Raw genomic sequence first — 18,398 nt, forward strand, 5'->3', positions numbered from 1 at the left:
GCCTATCATATAAATGCCCAAATTCAGGGGCTAAGCATGGAAAACTTTACGATACATTGTCATATCAAGCTAAAATCATGCCACCTCGATCTTTTTCGTCATGAATTTCTTCTCCTCCTGCTATACTACGCGCCATGAAAAGTGAAATTACCCAATACACCTTTGATGCAAATACCGTCCTTGCGATTGCAAGAGATGTGATGCAGACCGAAGTAGCGGCGGTAGAAGCCGTTCGCGCAAGGTTAGATGATGCGTTTCTTGAGGCAATTCAATTAATCTTGAATTGTGAAGGACGTGTTGTGGTTTCGGGAATGGGAAAATCAGGTCATATTGGTAATAAAATTGCTGCAACGATGGCCAGCACGGGTACCCCTGCTTTCTTTATGCATCCAGGTGAAGCGTGTCATGGTGATTTGGGCATGCTACGACCGAATGATGTGTTGCTCACGCTCTCCCAATCTGGTGAAAGTGACGAAGTGCTCGCTTTATTGCCTTATGTAAAGCACCATCAAATTGCCATGATTGCGTTAACGGGTAATCCTCAATCCACATTAGCAAAAGCATCTACCGTTCATTTGAATGTCAGCGTGCCTAAAGAAGCTTGTCCACTAGGATTAGCGCCAACCTCTAGTACCACAGCAGCCCTAGTCATGGGGGATGCATTAGCCGTTGCGCTATTAGATATTAAAGGATTTGGTCCCGCAGATTTTGCGCTAACACATCCAAGCGGTCGTTTAGGTCGACGGTTGCTGATGAAGGTCAGTGATGTCATGCATGCCGGTGAACAATTGCCAATCGTTCGGGTCACTGATTCTATTCCTGACGCACTAAATGTCGTGACTAGCAAGCGATTGGGCTTTGCTGCCGTGTTGACAGAAGATGATCGCCTCTGCGGGGTGTTTACCGATGGTGATTTAAGACGCGCTTTTAGTAAGTTTGGCGATCTCAGGGCGGTACGCATTGGTGAGACAATGACGCCTTCTCCAAAAACAATTCAAGAAAATTGTTTATTGGTTGATGCCTTTAGCCTCATGGAGAGTGTAAAGATTACTAGCCTTTTAGTTGTGAATGATAAAGACCAACTAGTTGGCGCTCTGCATATGCATGACATCTTGCAAGCAGGAATTATTTAGTTCGCATTAGTGACAAAAGCGTTTCAAAGTCAGATTAATTTACGAGTATTTCATATGTCAGAGAATCTTAGCCTTGAAGGTCGACTAAAAAAAATCAAACTGATGGTTTTTGATGTAGATGGTGTATTGACGGATGGACGCTTGTATTTAAATGACCGTGGCGAAGAGATGAAGGCATTTAATACCCTAGATGGTCATGGGCTAAAAATGCTTCAGTCTTCAGGGGTTGAGGTCGCCATTATTACTGGTCGCCGATCAGAAACAGTTGCCTTGCGCGCAAAAAATTTAGGTGTGAATCATCTCTATCAGGGTGTAGAAAATAAAAAAGAAGCCTTTTTGGACTTAATCCAAACATTGAATTTATCAACAGATGTTGTCGGCTTTATGGGCGATGATTGGATAGATCTACCTGCAATGAAACTTAGTGGACTGGCCGTCACTGTGCCTGCTGCAACTGAGGAGGTTCAGCAAAGAGCGCATTTGGTGACGCTTCGCGCAGGTGGTGAGGGGGCGGTAAGAGAACTGTGCGAGCGAATCATGAAGGCTCAAGGTACTTTTGATCGACACTTGGCACAATACTTGGATTAATCGTGCGATTTACTTTGTTTAAACACGTGCCATGGTTTCCGCTAGCAGTATTGTTGCTGCTAGCCGGTCTATCTTTTTGGCTTCGGCAGATTGTTCAGCCTACAAAGTTAAAGTTAGATGGTAGCGATCGACATGATCCTGACTACGTGATTGAAAAATTTGTTGCGACAAGGATGGGCGCAAATGGCGTACCTACCCATCTACTGACGGCGGATAAACTAGTTCATTACCCGGATACGGATACGAGCGAATTATTTTCCTCTCATCTGATTCAATATCAGCCAGGGTTGCCAGATGAACACATCGTTTCAAAAGTTGCTATTAGAGATAAGACCGGGAACAAACTTTATTTTGATAAAGGCGTGACAATGTCACGCGCCGGATATGCTAAAAAACCTGCCTTACACATTTACACAACCAATATGACGGTGTGGCCGGAAGAAAAAAGAATGGAAACTGATGCGGTGGTTGTTCTTACAGAAGGAACCACAAAAATTACCGCTCAAGGTCTAACTTACAATCAGTTAACCAAACAAGTGGTCTTTAAGCACAAAGTACGTGTCGTTTTACTGAATAGAAAGTCTTAATGTGATGAAACAGAGTTCTGTATTAGCTGTCTTGCGCCCGTTAAGCGTATTGGCTGTATTGATAATGTCTTGCAATGCGTATGCTGAGCAAGCAGATAGAGATAAGCCAATCAATATTGAAGCAGATCAAGGCATGTCGGACATGGCCAATAGCACTAGTCGCTATGAAGGGAATGTCATTATCACTCAGGGAACACTACGACTTCGCGCGGATCGCATAGATGTACAAAGCGATAAGGCGGGCAAAATGTTGGCGCAAGCCTATGGTAAGCCAGTGACCTTTCGCCAAAAGCAAGATCAAGTAGATGAATATATTGAGGCGCAAGCGTCTAGAATTGATTACGACAGTGGCAAAAATCAATTAAAACTGACCGGCGATGCGCGTGTAAAACGTGGTGGCGATGAACTTCGCGGTGCGGTTATTTTTTATGATGCGGTCAGTCAGCAATACTCTGTGCAAGGAAGCCCTGCAACCGGCGGTAAATCTGGCGGGCGTGTGCATGCCGTTATCCAGCCGAAAACTGCAACCACTAACGATGCAGCAAAACCTAGTACGACACCTTAAGTTGGAATGAGCGAAATGAGTCATTTGCGTGCTGAACAATTACAAAAAAGATATCGCTCCAGAACGGTTGTTCAGGATGTGTCGCTAGAAGTGGCGAGTGGTGAAGTGGTGGGGCTACTCGGGCCGAATGGCGCGGGTAAAACCACTAGTTTCTACATGATTGTAGGTTTGGTCCCCGCAAATGGTGGCGATGTCTATTTAGATGGGAAAAGTATTGGGCGTTGGCCAATCCATAAGCGCGCAAGAGCTGGGCTTGGTTATTTACCCCAGGAAGCTTCTATTTTTCGTCGAATGACTGTGGCTGAAAATGTGCTTGCAGTGCTTGAATTGCATATTAAAGATCGTGAAGCGCGTCAAAAAAGACTGACAGAATTATTGGAAGAACTGCATGTAGATCACCTACGTGATCAGCCCGCAATTAGCTTGTCTGGTGGTGAGAGAAGACGAGTGGAGATTGCGCGCGCCTTAGCGAGCGAGCCAAAGTTTATCTTATTAGACGAGCCATTTGCTGGTGTCGACCCGATTGCTGTGATTGATATTCAACGAATTATCAATTTCTTAAAAGAAAAAGGAATTGGCGTATTGATTACGGACCACAATGTGCGCGAAACACTTGGTATTTGCGATCGTGCCTACATCATTGCAGATGGTAAGGTATTAGCCACCGGTGCTCCATCCGATATTGTGGATAATGAAGCGGTAAGACGTGTGTATCTTGGCGAACAGTTCCGGTTATAACACATGAAACCAGGCTTACAGCTCAAACTCTCTCAGCAACTCACGCTGACCCCTCAGCTGCAGCAATCTATTCGATTGTTGCAGTTATCTACACAAGATCTGCAACAAGAGTTAGAGCAGTTTATGGAGTTAAATCCACTACTTGAAAGGGTTGATGGATTTGAGTCTGGCAATGGAGATGAATCTAGCTACGCTGAGGCTGGCGAGAGTAGTGCGACTGACTCAACAAATACAGAAGAGTGGCAGGCTGCTGGAGAGGCGCTAGATGAGCTTAGCTGGCAGCAATCCTCTGGCAGCAGTGATGATGACGAAGAGATTCCGGCGGGCGATCAGGTAGAGATACATCCTTCCTTACGTGAACACCTCATTGCGCAATTAGGTGAGATGCATCTATCGGATAGAGATAAACTCCTCGCCTTTTTAGTGATTGAATCCTTAGATGATGATGGTTTCTTCGCTTCTGAGTGGGAAGAGCTTGCTGCCATGTGTCCAGAAGACTGGGAGGAGGCGGTTGAAGAGGAGGAGTGGCGAATTGCCCTTCATCATGTTCAACATTTTGATCCCGCAGGTGTCGGTGCGAGAAATCTGAGCGAATGTCTCGATTTGCAATTGCTACGTATGCCGGATTCACCAATGGTAAAACTAGCCCGAACAATTGTTACACAACATTTGGACTTGTTAGGCGCAAGGGATTACACTAAATTAAAAAAGAGGCTAACCACAAACGATGATCAACTCAGAGAGGCGCAATCACTCATTTCTGGATTAGATCCTAGACCAGGACGGGCATTTTCAGAAGAAAAAGCAGCCTATATCGTCCCAGATGTGATCGTCGTCAAAGAAAAAGGTCAGTGGGTAGCGCATCTTAATAGTGACGCTGTACCAAAAATCCGTGTTAATCAAATGTATGCCAATATATTAGGGCGACAGCGCGGTGGAGATGGAAAAGGGCTTCAAGAACAGTTGCAAGAAGCCCGCTGGATGATTAAGAATATCCAACAACGGTTTACAACCATATTGCGTGTTACTCGGGCAATTGTTGCTCGACAAGCAAAATTTTTTGAATATGGCGAAGTTGGCATGTCTCCGCTAGTATTAAGAGAGATAGCTGATGAATTAGATTTGCATGAATCGACGGTTTCTCGGGTTACTAATCAAAAATATATGATGACCCCTAGAGGAATTTTTGAACTAAAGTACTTTTTTGGTAGTCGATTAGATACAGACACTGGTGGTGCTTGTTCTGCAACAGCAATACGGGCACTGATTAAGCAGTTGATTCAAGCGGAGGATTCAAACAAACCACTAAGTGATAGTCAGTTATCTGACATGCTTGCCAATCAAGGGGTTATTGTTGCGCGAAGAACCGTAGCTAAGTATCGCGAAGCAATGCAAATCCCTCCAGTAAACTTACGCAAAGCGTTGTAACGAAATAACCAAAATAGCGGTATTCGTGTTAATACAGGAGAAACACCATGAATCTGACCATGAGCGGCCATCATCTGGAAATTACCCCAGCTATCCGTGAATACATGACAACAAAGCTCGCCAAGGTCACTCGTCATTTTGACAATGTTATTGATATCAATGTCATCATGACTGTAGAGAAACTGGTGCAGAAAGTAGAAGCAACTTTGCATGTGCGTGGAAATGACATTTTTGCAGAATCAACTCATGCTGATTTGTATGCTGCTATTGATGCATTGATTGATAAGTTAGACCGTTTGGTTCTTAAACATAAGGAAAAACGTTCAGAAAAGCGTCATGAAGGTGGTCACCGTCATTTGAATGAACAACTGGCCGAAGAATAAAGTTTCAACGGTAAAATGCGATGGTTAATTTGTTTTCGCATGAGAATGAATCATCTATTGCGTAAAAACAGCGAGACTCTGATGTCTCGCTGTTTTTCTATGTATAATCTGTTTCCGCTAAGGTCTATACTGTAGTTAAGGTATAGCTGAATATTGACAGAATTATCGATGCCGCAGTCGTAGGAAATAAAAAACAGAATACGCCTGCAGGATGAAAAGTATGAGTTTTATTCGCAAAATTCTCACTGTGGATCATGTTTTTCTTGATCTAGATGTTAGCAGTAAGAAACGCATTTTTGAGCAAGTTGGGCTAGTTGCTGAAAATGATTTTCAAATTGCTAGAAGCAAAGTCTACGATGCTTTATTTGATCGGGAAAAATTAGGGTCTACAGGATTAGGCCAAGGTGTTGCCATTCCGCATGGACGCATCAAGGGACTGAAAGAGGCGGCTGGTTTCTTTGTCCGATTAAAAGAGCCTATTCCGTATGATGCCCCAGATGGCAAACCTGTTCGTTTGTTATTTGTCTTGCTAGTTCCTGATCATGCGAGTGAATTGCATTTACAAATTCTTGGTGAATTGGCTGAATTATTTTGTAGCCGTACGCTAAGAGAGCAATTGTTAATTGAGACTGATCCTGCAAAACTTTTTGAATTACTAGGTGGACAAGTATAACTATGCCCCAGATAAGTGTTCAGCAGTTATTTGATGATAATAGAGATAAACTTGCCATCGTTTGGGTTGCTGGCCTTGGTGCTGCAGAAAAAGTAATCTCTAACGATGATGAAGCAGATAGATCTTCGCTAGCACTAGTTGGACATTTAAACTTTATCCACCCAAACCGAATACAAGTCTTAGGTATTGCCGAAATGGAATACCTAAGAAGTCTGAATTTCCCTTCCTTACACGCATCAATCACCCGATTGTTCGCGAGCCCGATGGCCGCGATGATAGTCGCCAATGGTGAGCAAGTACCGCCTATTCTGGCGGAGTTTTGTGAAAAGCATCACGTGCCTCTTTTTTCTTCTCCTGAACACAGTCCATACTTGATGGATGTGTTGCGCGGATATTTGGCAAAGGCCTTAGCGGTATCAACTGCTTTGCATGGTGTATTTCTAGATGTATTGGAAGTTGGTGTGTTAATTACGGGCGAGTCTGCGATGGGTAAGAGCGAATTAGCGCTCGACCTGATTAGTCGTGGACATGGCTTGGTTGCCGATGACGTTGTTGAGTTTTATCGTGTTGCTCCGGAGTTACTAGAAGGTCGTTGCCCTCAATTATTACGAGATTTTCTCGAGGTACGCGGTCTTGGTATCTTAAACATTCGGACTGTGTTTGGTGAAACGGCTGTTCGTCCAAGAAAAACGCTCAAGTTAATTATTCATTTGCAGAAGGCAAGTGGTGAAAACTTGGCCGCGTTAGACCGCTTGGAAATGGATGCTCAAACACAAGATATTTTGGGTGTACCTGTTCGTAAAGTGATGTTGCCTGTTGCCGCAGGTCGAAACTTGGCTGTATTGGTGGAAACCGCTGTGCGCGCCTATATTCTCCAGTTACGTGGCATTGATAGCACACGTGAGTTTATTGAGCGACAACAAAAGATGTTGGAAGAGCAAAGTGACCTCTAATCTGACGGCAAGACCGCCACTTAACCTGAATCAATCTAACGAACCGTTTCAATTAGTGCTAATAACTGGCATTTCTGGTTCAGGGAAGAGTGTGGCGCTAGCTGTATTAGAAGACTCCGGTTATTACTGCGTAGATAACTTACCCGCGCATTTCCTCCCTCAAATTGCAGAGTTTTTATCCGTACAAGGTTATCGCAAAGCTGCGATTAGTATTGATGCACGCAGTGGGCAAAGCGTGTCTTCTTTGCCTGAGTATCTGCAAGCATTTTTAGTCGCCGGTGTCGATGTGCGCCTATTGTTTTTAGAGGCCCGTTCTGAAATTTTGGTAAAGCGATTTTCAGAAACAAGACGCAAGCACCCACTCTCCCATGGGGAGCTAACGGTTGCTGAATGTATTGAACTAGAACGTGAGCAGTTAGCCGATGTGGTGTCTGGTGCGCATCGTATCGATACAAGTGATATGAAAGCGAACCAGCTTCGAACTTGGGTAAAGCTGGTGGTTGGTGTTGAAAAAAGCCAATTAACGCTAATTTTCCAATCATTTGGGTTCAAACATGGCTTACCGTTAGACGCGGATTTGGTTTTTGATGCGAGAGCATTGCCTAATCCTCACTACGATCCATTATTAAGGCCGCTGACAGGCAAAGATAAGCCGGTGGCAGACTTCTTAAGTAATACACCATCCGTCATTGCCTTTAAAGCCGATATCCAAGCATTTGTAGAGAAATGGTTGCCTTCATTTGTTGAAGAAAATCGGAGTTACCTCACCGTTGCAATCGGCTGTACTGGTGGGCAGCACCGTTCGGTGTTTCTGGTGGAAGAGTTGGCAGCCTATTTTTCTGGAGCGAATAAAGTGTTAATTCGCCATCGGGAACAACAAGATTATCGTTCCTTGCCGACTAAATAGACATGATGAAATTGTCTAAATGGTTTGGCGTACTCTTCATACTGGCGTGTAATGCCAAGGCTGCAAACTGGCTATCCGTCGGCACATTAGGAGATGCCAACCAACATGCTTATGATGCTAGCAAGCTGTCATTTGAAGCAGAAGAAGTGACTTACTGGCGAAGAATTATGTTTTCAATCCCTATTGCTAGGGCGCAAGGAAATGTAACGCTAGGTTTATACAGAGAAAGAATTAATTGCCGAAAGCACACTCTGCAACTGTTAGATTGGTTGCTATATGATGCACAAAATAGGGTGGTAGAGCGAGCAAATGGATTAGATGGTGAAATGCTTCCAATCGTACCGGATACGATAGGCGATGCATTTTCCACTAAGCTTTGTCCGATGGTTCCGCCCGTCACAATTCCGCAAGCTCAGGAAAATATTGCGTCTGCTCCTGTAATCAGTAACAAGGCCAAAAGCAAAGCACCGCAAGCAAAGCAACCAACGGTTCCGGTTGTGCCTAAACCACCTGCGATTCAAAAAGAGCAGGCGGCTTCTTCACAGGGGCTTCCTGTATTATTGGGTGATGACATGATTATGATTCCTGGTAATGGAGAGAAACGTGTTACCCAATAGTCGTACATCTTCCATTTTCACGGTTTGTGTCGCGTTGACGGGTGCTTCGGGAATGCCTTATGCGCTGAGACTCATTGAGTGCTTGATCTCCGCTGGTGCAAGAGTGTATGTGCTGACTTCACAAGCGGCACAAGTGGTGATTCGTCAAGAACTACCAGATTTAGCAATCCCAGCTAAAACAGATCAGTTAGCTGAATGGCTAATCCAGCAATACCATGGTAAATCAGATCAAGTGAAAGTCTTTGGCAGGGAAGAGTGGTTTTCACCGGTTGCAAGTGGTTCAAATCCTGCTGATGCCATGGTCGTGTGTCCATGCAGCATGGGTACCTTAGCTGCGATTGCCCATGGCATGAGCGATAATTTAATCGAGCGAGCGGCAGATGTGATGTTGAAAGAGCAACGCCCTCTCATTATTGTGCCAAGGGAAATGCCTTTTTCGGTGATTCACTTAGAAAATATGCTAACGCTGGCCAAGCAACGTGTTGTTATCATGCCGCCATCGCCAGGTTTTTATCATCATCCTACAACGATTGAGGAGATGGTGGATTTTGTGGTTGCAAGAATATTAGATCACTTGTCTGTGCCGCATGAGATTATTCAGCGATGGGGTGAGCGTTAACTTTAGGCTTAGGCTTCAAAGTAACCTTTCATCTTCGCTTCAATGATGCGCGGATTTTCACCGTTTGCTATTGCCGTCAATCCTTCAATAAACATCTCGCGCAACATAATGTCTTCTTGAATAATGCTTTTTAATTTGTTGGCAGCGGGAAGAAAGAATAAGTTCGCAGAACCAACTCCATAGATGGTTGCGACAAAAGCAACTGCGATGCCTGCTCCCAGTTTTGATGGGTCTGACAAGTTTTCCATTACGTGGATTAGACCTAGTACCGCCCCTAAAATGCCAATGGTTGGCGAGTAGCCGCCAGCAGACTCCCAAACCTTTGCTGCTTTCTTTAGCTTTTCTTCGTATACATTGACATCAATCCATAGCGCTGAACGAAGAACTGGAGGCTCTACACCATCTACTAGCATTTGCAGTCCTTTGCGAATAAAAGGATCTTGCTGTTCCTCCATTGCAGACTCCAGGGCTAACAGGCCGCCACGTCTAGCTAGTTGGCTCCATGCTACCAAATCATGTGCCATTTGCTCAAAGTTATGAATAGGTGTTTTAAATACCCATTTGAGCATTTTACAGCCACGAACAAACACTGAAAGTGAGCTCTGTAGCATAACGGCACCAAGCGTGCCGCCGATAACAATCATGAATGCAGTCAGTTGAAGTAATGAACCGAGATGTCCACCTTCTAAGAATTGTCCGCCTAAAATGGCAAGTAGGGCGAGAGAGAGGCCCCCAATGCTAATTAAATCAAATTTCATGCGGCTTAATGTCCTGTTCGGGATGGCGTTAGCCATTCTGTAAGGTTGCTGCGAATCCGGCTAATGGCCTGTGTATGTAGTTGACTAATTCTAGATTCGCTAACGCCTAGCACTTCTCCAATTTCTTTTAAATTGAGTTCTTGCTCATAGTAGAGTGCCATTAGCAATTTTTCTCGTTCTGGTAAATTGGTAATAGCATTGACAAGGGCTTTTCGGAAGTTGTCTTTTTCAATAATGCGATCAGGATCTGCTTCATGATCTGGCATTAGAATGTCGAGTAAGCCATGATCATCGCCGTCAGCAAAGTCTTCTAAATACACTAATTGATGACCTTTACCATCATCTATTGTTTTTTGAAGTTCTTCAAGAGGAAGGCCCATATGACAAGCAATTTCTTTTTCACTGGCAGATCTGCCTAGTTGGTGCTCTAACTGGTGCATTGCTTGTTCGACTTCTTTTAATTGGCGTCGAACTTGTCTAGGTAGCCAATCTTGCCCTCGCAACTCGTCTAGCATTGCGCCTCGAATTCGCTGGCTCGCAAACGTTTCAAACTGAACGCCTTGGCTGGCATCAAAATGGTGTGCCGCCTCCATTAATCCCATCATGCCAACTTGAATAAGGTCATCTAATTCAACGCTAGGTGGCAATCTCATGATCAGATGATGTGCAATTTTCTTGACTAGCCCAGCGTGCTGATCAATTCGATTGAGTAATTGCTGTTTCTGATCCTGCTTATACATGAAAGTCCTGATATGCCAGAAGTTAATTCATTGTAATACAGAAGGTAAAAATGCCCGATAGCTAGCGATCAATCTCTGCATAAAACTGCCTGCTATTTGCGTTTGATCAGGTTCCAGGCGAATCAAGGCTTCTGCAAGTTGTAAACAGGCCTGACTTGCATCGGCATCTGGGAACGCAGGGAGAATTGGATGAAGCATATGGTTTGCTCTATGCAACCATTCGTCTTCAGGTACAAAGCCAAGCATCCGTAATTCCGCCTTAGTAAAGCGACTGGCAACTTGTGCCACTCTTGCAAATAATTTTCTCGCCGCATCTAAGTCTTGGACTCGACTCATTAGCAATAGAAAATCATGTTTTGCAAAGTGACTTGATAATAGTTTGATAAATGTATAACCATCAGTGATGGCTTCTGCACGATCTGCCAGCACAATGACACGTTCATTGGTAGCGAGTGCCATACTTGGCTGATTTGGTGATGAAAGTGGTCTAGCATCAACTAGCAGAAAATCAATATCTTGAACAATCTGTTCAAACTCATTAATTAGCTTTTTTTCCTGTTCGAAGGGAAGCTGTGCAATATCTCTTGTCGTGAGTGGCAAGGACAATAAGTATAAATTTTCTTGGATAGGGGAGATCAGTTGCCCAATCGATTGTCTGCCATAAAAAGCATCTGCCACTTCAAATTGATCATTTCCACCTGTCCGATGATTAATATTGCCATTGCCGGTAAATTCATCAATCAGCAAGACCCTTTTCCCTTGGGCAGCAAGTGCTGCGCCAATATTAATCACAATACTGGTTTTGCCTATACGCCCTCTGCCACCGATAAAGCTAATACTACGAGGTTGCTGTGAATGAAATAAGCGACGCAGACCACTGGCTTGATCTTGTTGTTGAAAATAGGACGAATCCATTGAAGGCTCGCTTATTTTCGATTGGAGCGTAAGACGCTAGCGCTGATGAGTGGCTCTCGCGGATTGCGGCGAACACTCGGCGAGACAGACTCGGGTTGTTGGCTGCTTGGTTGTGCTGCCATAAATAGCGGATACTCATCACCCTTTAGCTGGAAGGTATCGCCATCGGCTAGACTCTTGAATGCTCTATCTAGCAGGTAGAGTGGATTGCCAAGGTGTAAATCTTCGGGAACACGCTGTCCATTGGTAACATAACACAGTGTTAAACGATGTCGGAGCATGGCATCTAGAGAAGCGCCTAGGCTAGTCGCCTCATCAATCTTGGTTAAAATGCAATGCGTCAATGACTGGCGCTGTTCACCAATGTATCGACGAACTACATCATCTAGTGTTGCGGCATGCGTATTGGCTGCTAATAACAAAATTCTGGAGATGGGTAAACCACGACCCGCCAGCATATTGGTTTGTTCAATTACACGCTGGTCACGCTGACTCATCCCAACTGTATCAATCAGGATAAGGCGCTTAGAGGCTAAGTCCGCAAGCGTTAGTTGAAGGTCATCTTCATCTTTTACTGATACAACCGGGACATTTAGAATCTTGCCGTAAATTCTTAATTGATCATGCGCCCCAATACGGTAACTATCCGTTGAAATTAAGGCCACCTCATCAGGCCCGTATCTCAGTGTAAAACGAGCCGCGAGCTTGGCTACGGTCGTTGTTTTCCCGACACCAGTTGGCCCAACTAAGGCAAAAATCCCACCTCGGTCGATAATCTCATTATCTGGTGTTGTAGACTTTAGATTATGAAAGAGGGCATTTTTAATCCACTTTGCAGCAGTATCTGGCGTTTGATTGTCCGGTAGTCTATCTAATAACTCCCTAGATAGGCGAGGACTAAAGCCTGCGGCAAGCAGACGTCTGAGCATCTCCAGTTTTTCTGGATGATGCTGTGTCAGGTCTCCCCAAGCAAAGCCTGCTAACTGGCTTTCCACTAAGGCGCGTAGCATTTTTACTTCTTGTAAAATAGCTTCTGTCGCTAAGTTTGGTGTTTCTGTATTGCTTTCTTGCGTACTCTGGCGATTGGGTTGTCTTTGCTGTGGTTCTTCGAATAGCTCTGGTGCGACATAACGTGTGCCATTATTTCTCGGCGCAACGGGCTCTTCATAATTGTTTTGCTCAAAACTAGGTTCAGCTGAGCGGTAGTTTTGCTGTGGGTAGTTCTGGCGTGCGTCTGTAAACGGATGACTGTTTGGATGGCTCGGTGCCGGTTCAAGTGGACGAGACTCCCTGCTTCCTCCATTTCTGGTATGAGAAATTAGGAACGGCTCGTCTTCATAGGATGTTTGAGGTGCACGACCACGCGGCCGAGTAACTTGTGGCCAGTCGGGGCGTGCGTATTCATTATTCTGTTGGTTAGTCTCTGGATAGCCATTTTGGCGTTGTCCATTTGTCCTTACCGGTGTTGGTGTGGCGTTGTAATTGCCGTTGCTGGAGTAGTTATCAGGAAGATGAACATTCCCTTGGTGAGTGTGTCCGTTAACCACAGGTGATGCAGGCGTGTTGGTTAATACAGCAACATCTGTATCCGCAACTGCCATAATTTCAATGCCGCCACCAGGCATTTGACGGTTTGATAGGATGAGCGCATCCGGGCCAAGTGCATCACGCACCTGACGAAGGGCTTCTCTCGTATTATTTCCGTAAAATTTTCTAACCACCATATTCCTAACTGTAACGGATCGGGAGGCTTACCGGAAGAGGCCAACCCTGATTGAATATGGAAATGTCACGAAAATTGATCATCAGCCTCGCCCCCCAATGATCGCTACGACCTGAATGGAGCGTGTGTCAGGCACTTCTGAGTGCGAGAGTATCTTTAGCGAAGGGATTGCACGACGTAAAAATCGAGAGAGAATTCCTCGTAATGGGCCTGGGACCATTAGTACAGACGGCTGACCAGATTGCTCTCTTTGCTGCACAATTTTGACTGTCTGCTGGAGTAGGTTGTCAGCCAGACTAGGCTCAAATCCTGCGCCTTCAGCCCCTTTAGTTTGAGTGGCTTGCAATAAAATATTCTCTAAATTAGGGTCGAGCGCCAGCACCGGCAGAGCGTCAGTATCTTTAATACCAAAGCCACTATAGGCTTGCTGAACAATTGCTCTACCAAGTGCTACACGTACGTGCCCAATTAATTCTTCTGGATTTTGTTGCTTGGGAATCCATTCGGCCAGTGTTTCTAGGATGGTACGCATATCTCGGATGTGTACCTCTTCTAATAGTAACCCTTGTAGTACGCGGTGAAGAATACCAAGTGGAATGACTTTGGGGATGAGGTCTTCAATTAGTTTTGGATGCTGTTTGCCAACATGGTCTAGCAACTGTTGCACTTCTTCGCGCCCTAGCAACTCTGCCGCATGGCTTTGAATGACGTTCGATAAATGCGTGCCAATCACGGTACTCGTATCTACAACGGTATAGCCGAGCATTTGCGCTTCTTCACGTTTATTGGCATCGATCCATACCGCAGGTAGGCCAAAAGCTGGGTCTTTAGTCTGCGTGCCTGTGAGTTGTCCGTGAACGCGTCCAGGGTTAATAGCAAGCAGCATACCGGTGAATGCTTCACCCTCAGCTACTTCCACCCCTTTTAAGGCGAGGCGATAGGTGTTTGGTTTTAGTTCTAGATTATCCCGAATGTGAACCGCCGGGACTAAGAAACCCAGGTCTTGAGCAATTTTCTTTCGAATGCCTCTAATTTTTCTGAGCAACTCTCCATCTTGGTTTCGATCCACTAAAGGAATTAGGCGGTAACCGACCTCTAACCCAATCATGTCCACTGGCTGAACGTCTGCCCAGCTAACCTCAGGTACAGCCGCTGCTGTTGGTGCGGGAGGAGGTGGCGCTGGCTTTGAGGCTTCTGCCTTTGCTCGTTTGTCTAATTGATAACCGATTGCTGCAATACCCGCTGCAAACACTAAGAAAGCCATGTGCGGCATATTGGGAATAATGCCAAACAGGCCTAGCAAACCTGCTGTGATATAAAGCACTTGTCCACGCTTAAAAAGCTGTCCAAGCATTTGCGTAGAGATATCTTCATTTGTATCTACGCGGGTAACCACAATACCTGCTGCGGTTGAAATAATTAGCGAGGGGATCTGTGCAACTAGACCGTCACCAATGGTTAATAGTGTGTAAGTCTTCGCTGCATCACCAAAGGCTAGGTCATGTTGCAGCATCCCTACAAATAAGCCACCGATCACATTGAGCAGCATAATGATAATACCGGCGACGGCATCACCACGAACGAACTTAGACGCACCATCCATGGAACCAAAGAATTCGGCTTCTTGAGCAATAGTCGTCCGACGTTTTCTCGCTTCTTCTTCTCCAATTAAACCCGCATTCAAATCCGCATCAATTGCCATCTGCTTACCGGGCATCGCATCTAAAGTAAAGCGCGCACTCACTTCAGCAATACGGCCTGCACCTTTGGTGATAACGGCAAAGTTAATGACAACTAAGATAATGAAAACAAGGATACCAATGGCGTAATTGCCACCAACAAGAAAATGACCAAACGCTTCTACCACTTTACCTGCTGCATCAGGTCCAGTATGGCCGTCCAGCAAAATGACCCTAGTTGATGCCACGTTGAGGGAAAGTCGAAGTAGGGTTGTTAGTAGCAGTACCGTTGGAAAGGCCGAGAACTCTAATGGTTTCATCGTGTACAACGAGACCATCAGCACAATAATCGACATAGCGATATTGAAGGTGAATAAGAAGTCGAGGATGAGCGAAGGCAACGGCAAAATCATCATGGAAAGAATCATGATGATTAAGATAGGGCCGGCAAGTTTGCTCAGATTCAGTTTTGGCATGTCTGAATTAACTATGTTCACTCAAATAAATAACCGCCTATTGTAACGGAAGTTAACGTATATGACGGATGATATAAATGAATTTTCTTCTATCAACGCTAAAATCAATCACTAAGGCTGTAGATGCATCCTGCCTGTCGTGAATAATGCAACTTGGAAACTAAGTTGGTTTGCTTATCCGGTATTCAATATAGGTCTTAATCTTCACCAGGAGGAATCATATCCTCTGGAATAGATAGTTTAGTCGGTAGAATCGGTGTGCTACCGCCAGACTGTTCATACACTTTTAAATGATATAAGTATGCAAAAATTTCCGCTGTAGCGGTAAATAATGGAGCAGGGATGTCTGCTTCTAATTCTGCGTGTTTATACAAAGCCCGTGCAAAAGGTGGTGTACGTAACACCGGGACCTTGTTTTCTTTTCCTATATCTATGATTCGTTCTGCGATTAGAGATGCTCCTTTCGCAACGACTTTAGGGGTTTCCATTTTGTCGTTATATAAAATGGCGACAGCGTAATGCGTCGGGTTGGTAACAATTACACTCGCTGTGGGCACATTTTTCATCATGCGACGTCTAGCCGCCTCTCTTTGTAGGGCGCGGATTTTTCCTTTGATCTGCGGGTTCCCTTCCGCTTCTTTCGCTTCGTCTTTCACTTCCTGTTTAGTCATCCGCATACTTTTATAGTATTGCCAGATTTGGTAAGGAACATCTACGGCAGCAACTAAGAGCATGCCAAGTATGCCGTACAAGACAATTTTGATGCCAATAGACCAAACTGTTGCGTAAGCGAGCGCTGATTCCATTCTAGATAGTTCAATTAGCACATCTCTTTCGTGCCAAAGCGCCAAAATAGCAATTCCGCCGATTAAACTTGATTTGAGAACCGCTTTAAATAGTTCGACTAAACTACTGAGCGCAAACATGCGCTTTAGCCCATTGAGTGGGTTTAGTTTTTTTAGATCAGGAGCGAGGGGGGTGAAAGTGAAAAGCCAGCCATGCAATAGAAATGGTCCAATAATTGCGGCGAGCACAACCACGCCTAACCATGGCGCAAAAGCGATGAGCATATCCATCGATTTACGCAGCAAATTTTCCGTCATCTGTGACGTTTGCTGGTCTAACTTCCAATCAAATGTTAATCCATTGATGAGAAGTTGTTTAAAAGCTTGAATAAGCCGATCGCTAAATATAATTAGTCCGATCACCCCCCCCGCAAGCCCAAGGAAAGTACTCAGCTCTTTTGACGTGGGAACTTGGCCTTTGTTACGGGCTTCGGTTATTCGCCTGCCGGAGGCGGCTTCCGTTCTGTCGTCGTCGTCTTCTGCCATGATCGCATCTGAATAATGGGGATTAATCTGGAGGTGTTGGCTACAACGTCGACATCATACCTTGCTTGTGCGAGTGCGAAAAATAATCTCTGCAATTTTGCTACTACATTGTGGTATGTAGTGGTTGTTACTCGGTTAAAAATAAACTTAATTTGCTAACTATTATAAATACTACTATTAGTAAACGTAATAGATGGGTGTTTTGGCTCTTTGATATTAATTATTTCATATTCACTACAAACAAAAATTACCCTTGGGTTTCCGTGGAATAAACCAGATATGATTTTAGATGTACGTATTATTACGTATTGATTGGGGGGTAAATAAAGCGGAGAACGTAACAAATTGAAAATAAAGGGGTTTTGATGCTTTATTTTCTTGCGTTGCATCATAATCCGTACAATTGACAGGGGTTAATTGCCTACGCATAATCCGCCGTCACAAGCAGGTAATATTTATATGCCCTGCCTTGTTTCGCACTTGTTGGCTCAATGCGATTGATTGCTGCGAATCATTTTGGTTCCCTGCTATCGACAAAATCGGTAGTGGTTGTCCTGGAGAGAGTGGTTATCAACCGATTAGCTGCTGGTTGACTATCCTGTGATATTTCTAGTTATCACGAGTAGAAGAGGAACGAAATCCGTGGAAATTTTGTTACAACAGATCCTGAATGGACTGGTCCTCGGTAGTGTCTATGCTTTGGTGGCGCTTGGCTACACCATGGTGTACGGTATTATCGGGTTGATCAACTTTGCGCATGGCGAAGTGGTGATGGTGGGGGCAATGATCACTATCACGATGCTTAGCCTGTTTCAATCAATGGGAATCGAATTGCCTGGCGTGGTGGTATTGTTAATGGCAATGATGATCTCTGTTCCTGCTTGTATGCTGTTGGCGTACTTCATGGAGAAAACAGCTTACCGTCCTTTGCGTAAAGCACCTAAGCTAGCTCCTCTTATTACTGCGATTGGTATTTCAATCATCTTGCAGAACTTGGCAATGATGATCTGGGGTCGTGGTTTCAAATCTTTCCCAAGCGTGATCGACGTTGAGCCGATCGACTTTATGGGTGCAACCGTTACAAACTTGCAAATTGCAATTATGGTTGTTGCTGTGCTGATGATGTTGGGTCTATGGTTCTTGGTTGAAAAAACCAAGCTTGGTAAAGCGATGCGTGCCACCGCTGTTAACCAAGAAGTTGCAGGCCTAATGGGTATTAGCATTAACCATATTATCTCTATGACCTTTGTGATCGGTGCTGCACTAGCAGCTGTTGCAGGCGTGATGCGTGCAGCGAACTACGGTCAGGCAGATGCATACATGGGCGCGATTCTAGGTTTGAAAGCGTTCTCTGCTGCGGTTCTAGGTGGTATTGGTAATATTTTCGGTGCGATGGCTGGTGGTATCTTGCTAGGCGTGATCGAAAGTTTGGCAGCTGGTTATATCGGCGATCTAACAGGTGGTTTCTTAGGTTCTCACTACCAAGATATTTTTGCCTTTATCGTTCTGATTCTGGTGTTGGTGTTCCGTCCAAGTGGTTTGTTGGGCGAACGTGTTGCTGAACGTGCTTAAGAGACGGAGAGAG

The 18,398-nt window shown here is 44.8% G+C and carries 19 protein-coding genes; 13 read left to right on the forward strand and 6 right to left on the reverse strand.

Annotated features, from left to right (window positions below):
* The first annotated feature begins 134 nt into the window (after positions 1-134).
* From LIN78_RS09010 to LIN78_RS09065, 12 genes are all read left to right on the forward strand, one after another.
* On the forward strand, positions 135-1,133 hold the full coding sequence (locus LIN78_RS09010) for a KpsF/GutQ family sugar-phosphate isomerase (RefSeq protein WP_227180466.1): 999 nt from the start codon (positions 135-137) through the stop codon (positions 1,131-1,133).
* Positions 1,134-1,187: 54 nt separating this feature from the next.
* The gene (locus tag LIN78_RS09015) at positions 1,188-1,721 is read left to right on the forward strand and encodes a KdsC family phosphatase (RefSeq protein WP_227180467.1); all 534 of its coding nucleotides are present in this window, start codon (positions 1,188-1,190) and stop codon (positions 1,719-1,721) included.
* A 2-nt stretch (positions 1,722-1,723) separates the two neighbouring features.
* Positions 1,724-2,308 carry an LPS export ABC transporter periplasmic protein LptC gene (lptC, locus tag LIN78_RS09020; RefSeq protein ID WP_227180468.1) on the forward strand — a complete coding sequence of 195 codons (585 nt, stop codon included), beginning with the start codon at positions 1,724-1,726 and terminating at the stop codon, positions 2,306-2,308.
* 4 nt (positions 2,309-2,312) lie between these two features.
* Positions 2,313-2,873, forward strand: coding sequence for a lipopolysaccharide transport periplasmic protein LptA (gene lptA / locus LIN78_RS09025; protein ID WP_227180469.1), 561 nt, complete (start codon positions 2,313-2,315; stop codon positions 2,871-2,873).
* 6 nt (positions 2,874-2,879) lie between these two features.
* The gene (gene lptB, locus LIN78_RS09030; protein ID WP_227180470.1) at positions 2,880-3,611 is read left to right on the forward strand and encodes an LPS export ABC transporter ATP-binding protein; all 732 of its coding nucleotides are present in this window, start codon (positions 2,880-2,882) and stop codon (positions 3,609-3,611) included.
* A 3-nt stretch (positions 3,612-3,614) separates the two neighbouring features.
* The gene (locus tag LIN78_RS09035) at positions 3,615-5,039 is read left to right on the forward strand and encodes an RNA polymerase factor sigma-54 (RefSeq protein ID WP_227180471.1); all 1,425 of its coding nucleotides are present in this window, start codon (positions 3,615-3,617) and stop codon (positions 5,037-5,039) included.
* A gap of 47 nt (positions 5,040-5,086) precedes the next feature.
* Positions 5,087-5,422, forward strand: coding sequence for a ribosome hibernation-promoting factor, HPF/YfiA family (gene hpf, locus LIN78_RS09040; RefSeq protein WP_227180472.1), 336 nt, complete (start codon positions 5,087-5,089; stop codon positions 5,420-5,422).
* A gap of 220 nt (positions 5,423-5,642) precedes the next feature.
* A complete protein-coding gene (locus LIN78_RS09045) occupies positions 5,643-6,095 on the forward strand; it encodes a PTS sugar transporter subunit IIA (protein ID WP_227180473.1) in 453 nt (150 codons plus the stop codon).
* Positions 6,096-6,097: 2 nt separating this feature from the next.
* Positions 6,098-7,048 carry an HPr(Ser) kinase/phosphatase gene (gene hprK, locus LIN78_RS09050; protein WP_227180474.1) on the forward strand — a complete coding sequence of 317 codons (951 nt, stop codon included), beginning with the start codon at positions 6,098-6,100 and terminating at the stop codon, positions 7,046-7,048.
* Complete coding sequence (rapZ, locus tag LIN78_RS09055; protein ID WP_227180475.1) at positions 7,038-7,955, forward strand: RNase adapter RapZ; 918 nt, start codon at positions 7,038-7,040, stop codon at positions 7,953-7,955. The genes hprK and rapZ overlap by 11 nt, the downstream gene beginning before the upstream one ends.
* Positions 7,956-7,957: 2 nt before the next feature.
* Entirely contained in the window at positions 7,958-8,572 is a 615-nt protein-coding gene (locus LIN78_RS09060) for a surface-adhesin E family protein (protein WP_227180476.1), read from the forward strand.
* A gap of 52 nt (positions 8,573-8,624) precedes the next feature.
* Positions 8,625-9,191: a flavin prenyltransferase UbiX gene (locus LIN78_RS09065; protein WP_373307749.1), complete on the forward strand. Its 567-nt coding sequence runs from the start codon at positions 8,625-8,627 to the stop codon at positions 9,189-9,191.
* Positions 9,192-9,199: 8 nt separating this feature from the next.
* Here LIN78_RS09065 and LIN78_RS09070 read toward each other — a convergent pair whose 3' ends face one another.
* From LIN78_RS09070 to flhB, 6 genes are all read right to left on the reverse strand, one after another.
* Positions 9,200-9,949: a flagellar motor protein gene (locus LIN78_RS09070; protein ID WP_227180478.1), complete on the reverse strand. Its 750-nt coding sequence runs from the start codon at positions 9,947-9,949 to the stop codon at positions 9,200-9,202.
* 5 nt (positions 9,950-9,954) lie between these two features.
* The gene (locus LIN78_RS09075; protein ID WP_227180479.1) at positions 9,955-10,689 is read right to left on the reverse strand and encodes an RNA polymerase sigma factor FliA; all 735 of its coding nucleotides are present in this window, start codon (positions 10,687-10,689) and stop codon (positions 9,955-9,957) included.
* 27 nt (positions 10,690-10,716) lie between these two features.
* Entirely contained in the window at positions 10,717-11,604 is an 888-nt protein-coding gene (locus LIN78_RS09080; protein ID WP_227180480.1) for a MinD/ParA family ATP-binding protein, read from the reverse strand.
* 11 nt (positions 11,605-11,615) lie between these two features.
* Positions 11,616-13,328, reverse strand: a complete 1,713-nt coding sequence (gene flhF / locus LIN78_RS09085) for a flagellar biosynthesis GTPase FlhF (protein WP_227180481.1) — start codon at positions 13,326-13,328, stop codon at positions 11,616-11,618.
* An 81-nt stretch (positions 13,329-13,409) separates the two neighbouring features.
* Positions 13,410-15,482 (reverse strand): flagellar biosynthesis protein FlhA, encoded by a 2,073-nt coding sequence (gene flhA, locus LIN78_RS09090; RefSeq protein WP_227180482.1) that lies wholly within the window; start codon positions 15,480-15,482, stop codon positions 13,410-13,412.
* A gap of 197 nt (positions 15,483-15,679) precedes the next feature.
* The gene (flhB, locus tag LIN78_RS09095) at positions 15,680-16,813 is read right to left on the reverse strand and encodes a flagellar biosynthesis protein FlhB (protein WP_227180483.1); all 1,134 of its coding nucleotides are present in this window, start codon (positions 16,811-16,813) and stop codon (positions 15,680-15,682) included.
* A 642-nt stretch (positions 16,814-17,455) separates the two neighbouring features.
* Here flhB and LIN78_RS09100 point away from each other — a divergent pair.
* Positions 17,456-18,385: a branched-chain amino acid ABC transporter permease gene (locus LIN78_RS09100; RefSeq protein ID WP_227180484.1), complete on the forward strand. Its 930-nt coding sequence runs from the start codon at positions 17,456-17,458 to the stop codon at positions 18,383-18,385.
* Positions 18,386-18,398 lie beyond the last annotated feature (13 nt).

Source organism: Leeia speluncae (assembly GCF_020564625.1).
GTDB classification, from domain to species: domain Bacteria; phylum Pseudomonadota; class Gammaproteobacteria; order Burkholderiales; family Leeiaceae; genus Leeia; species Leeia speluncae.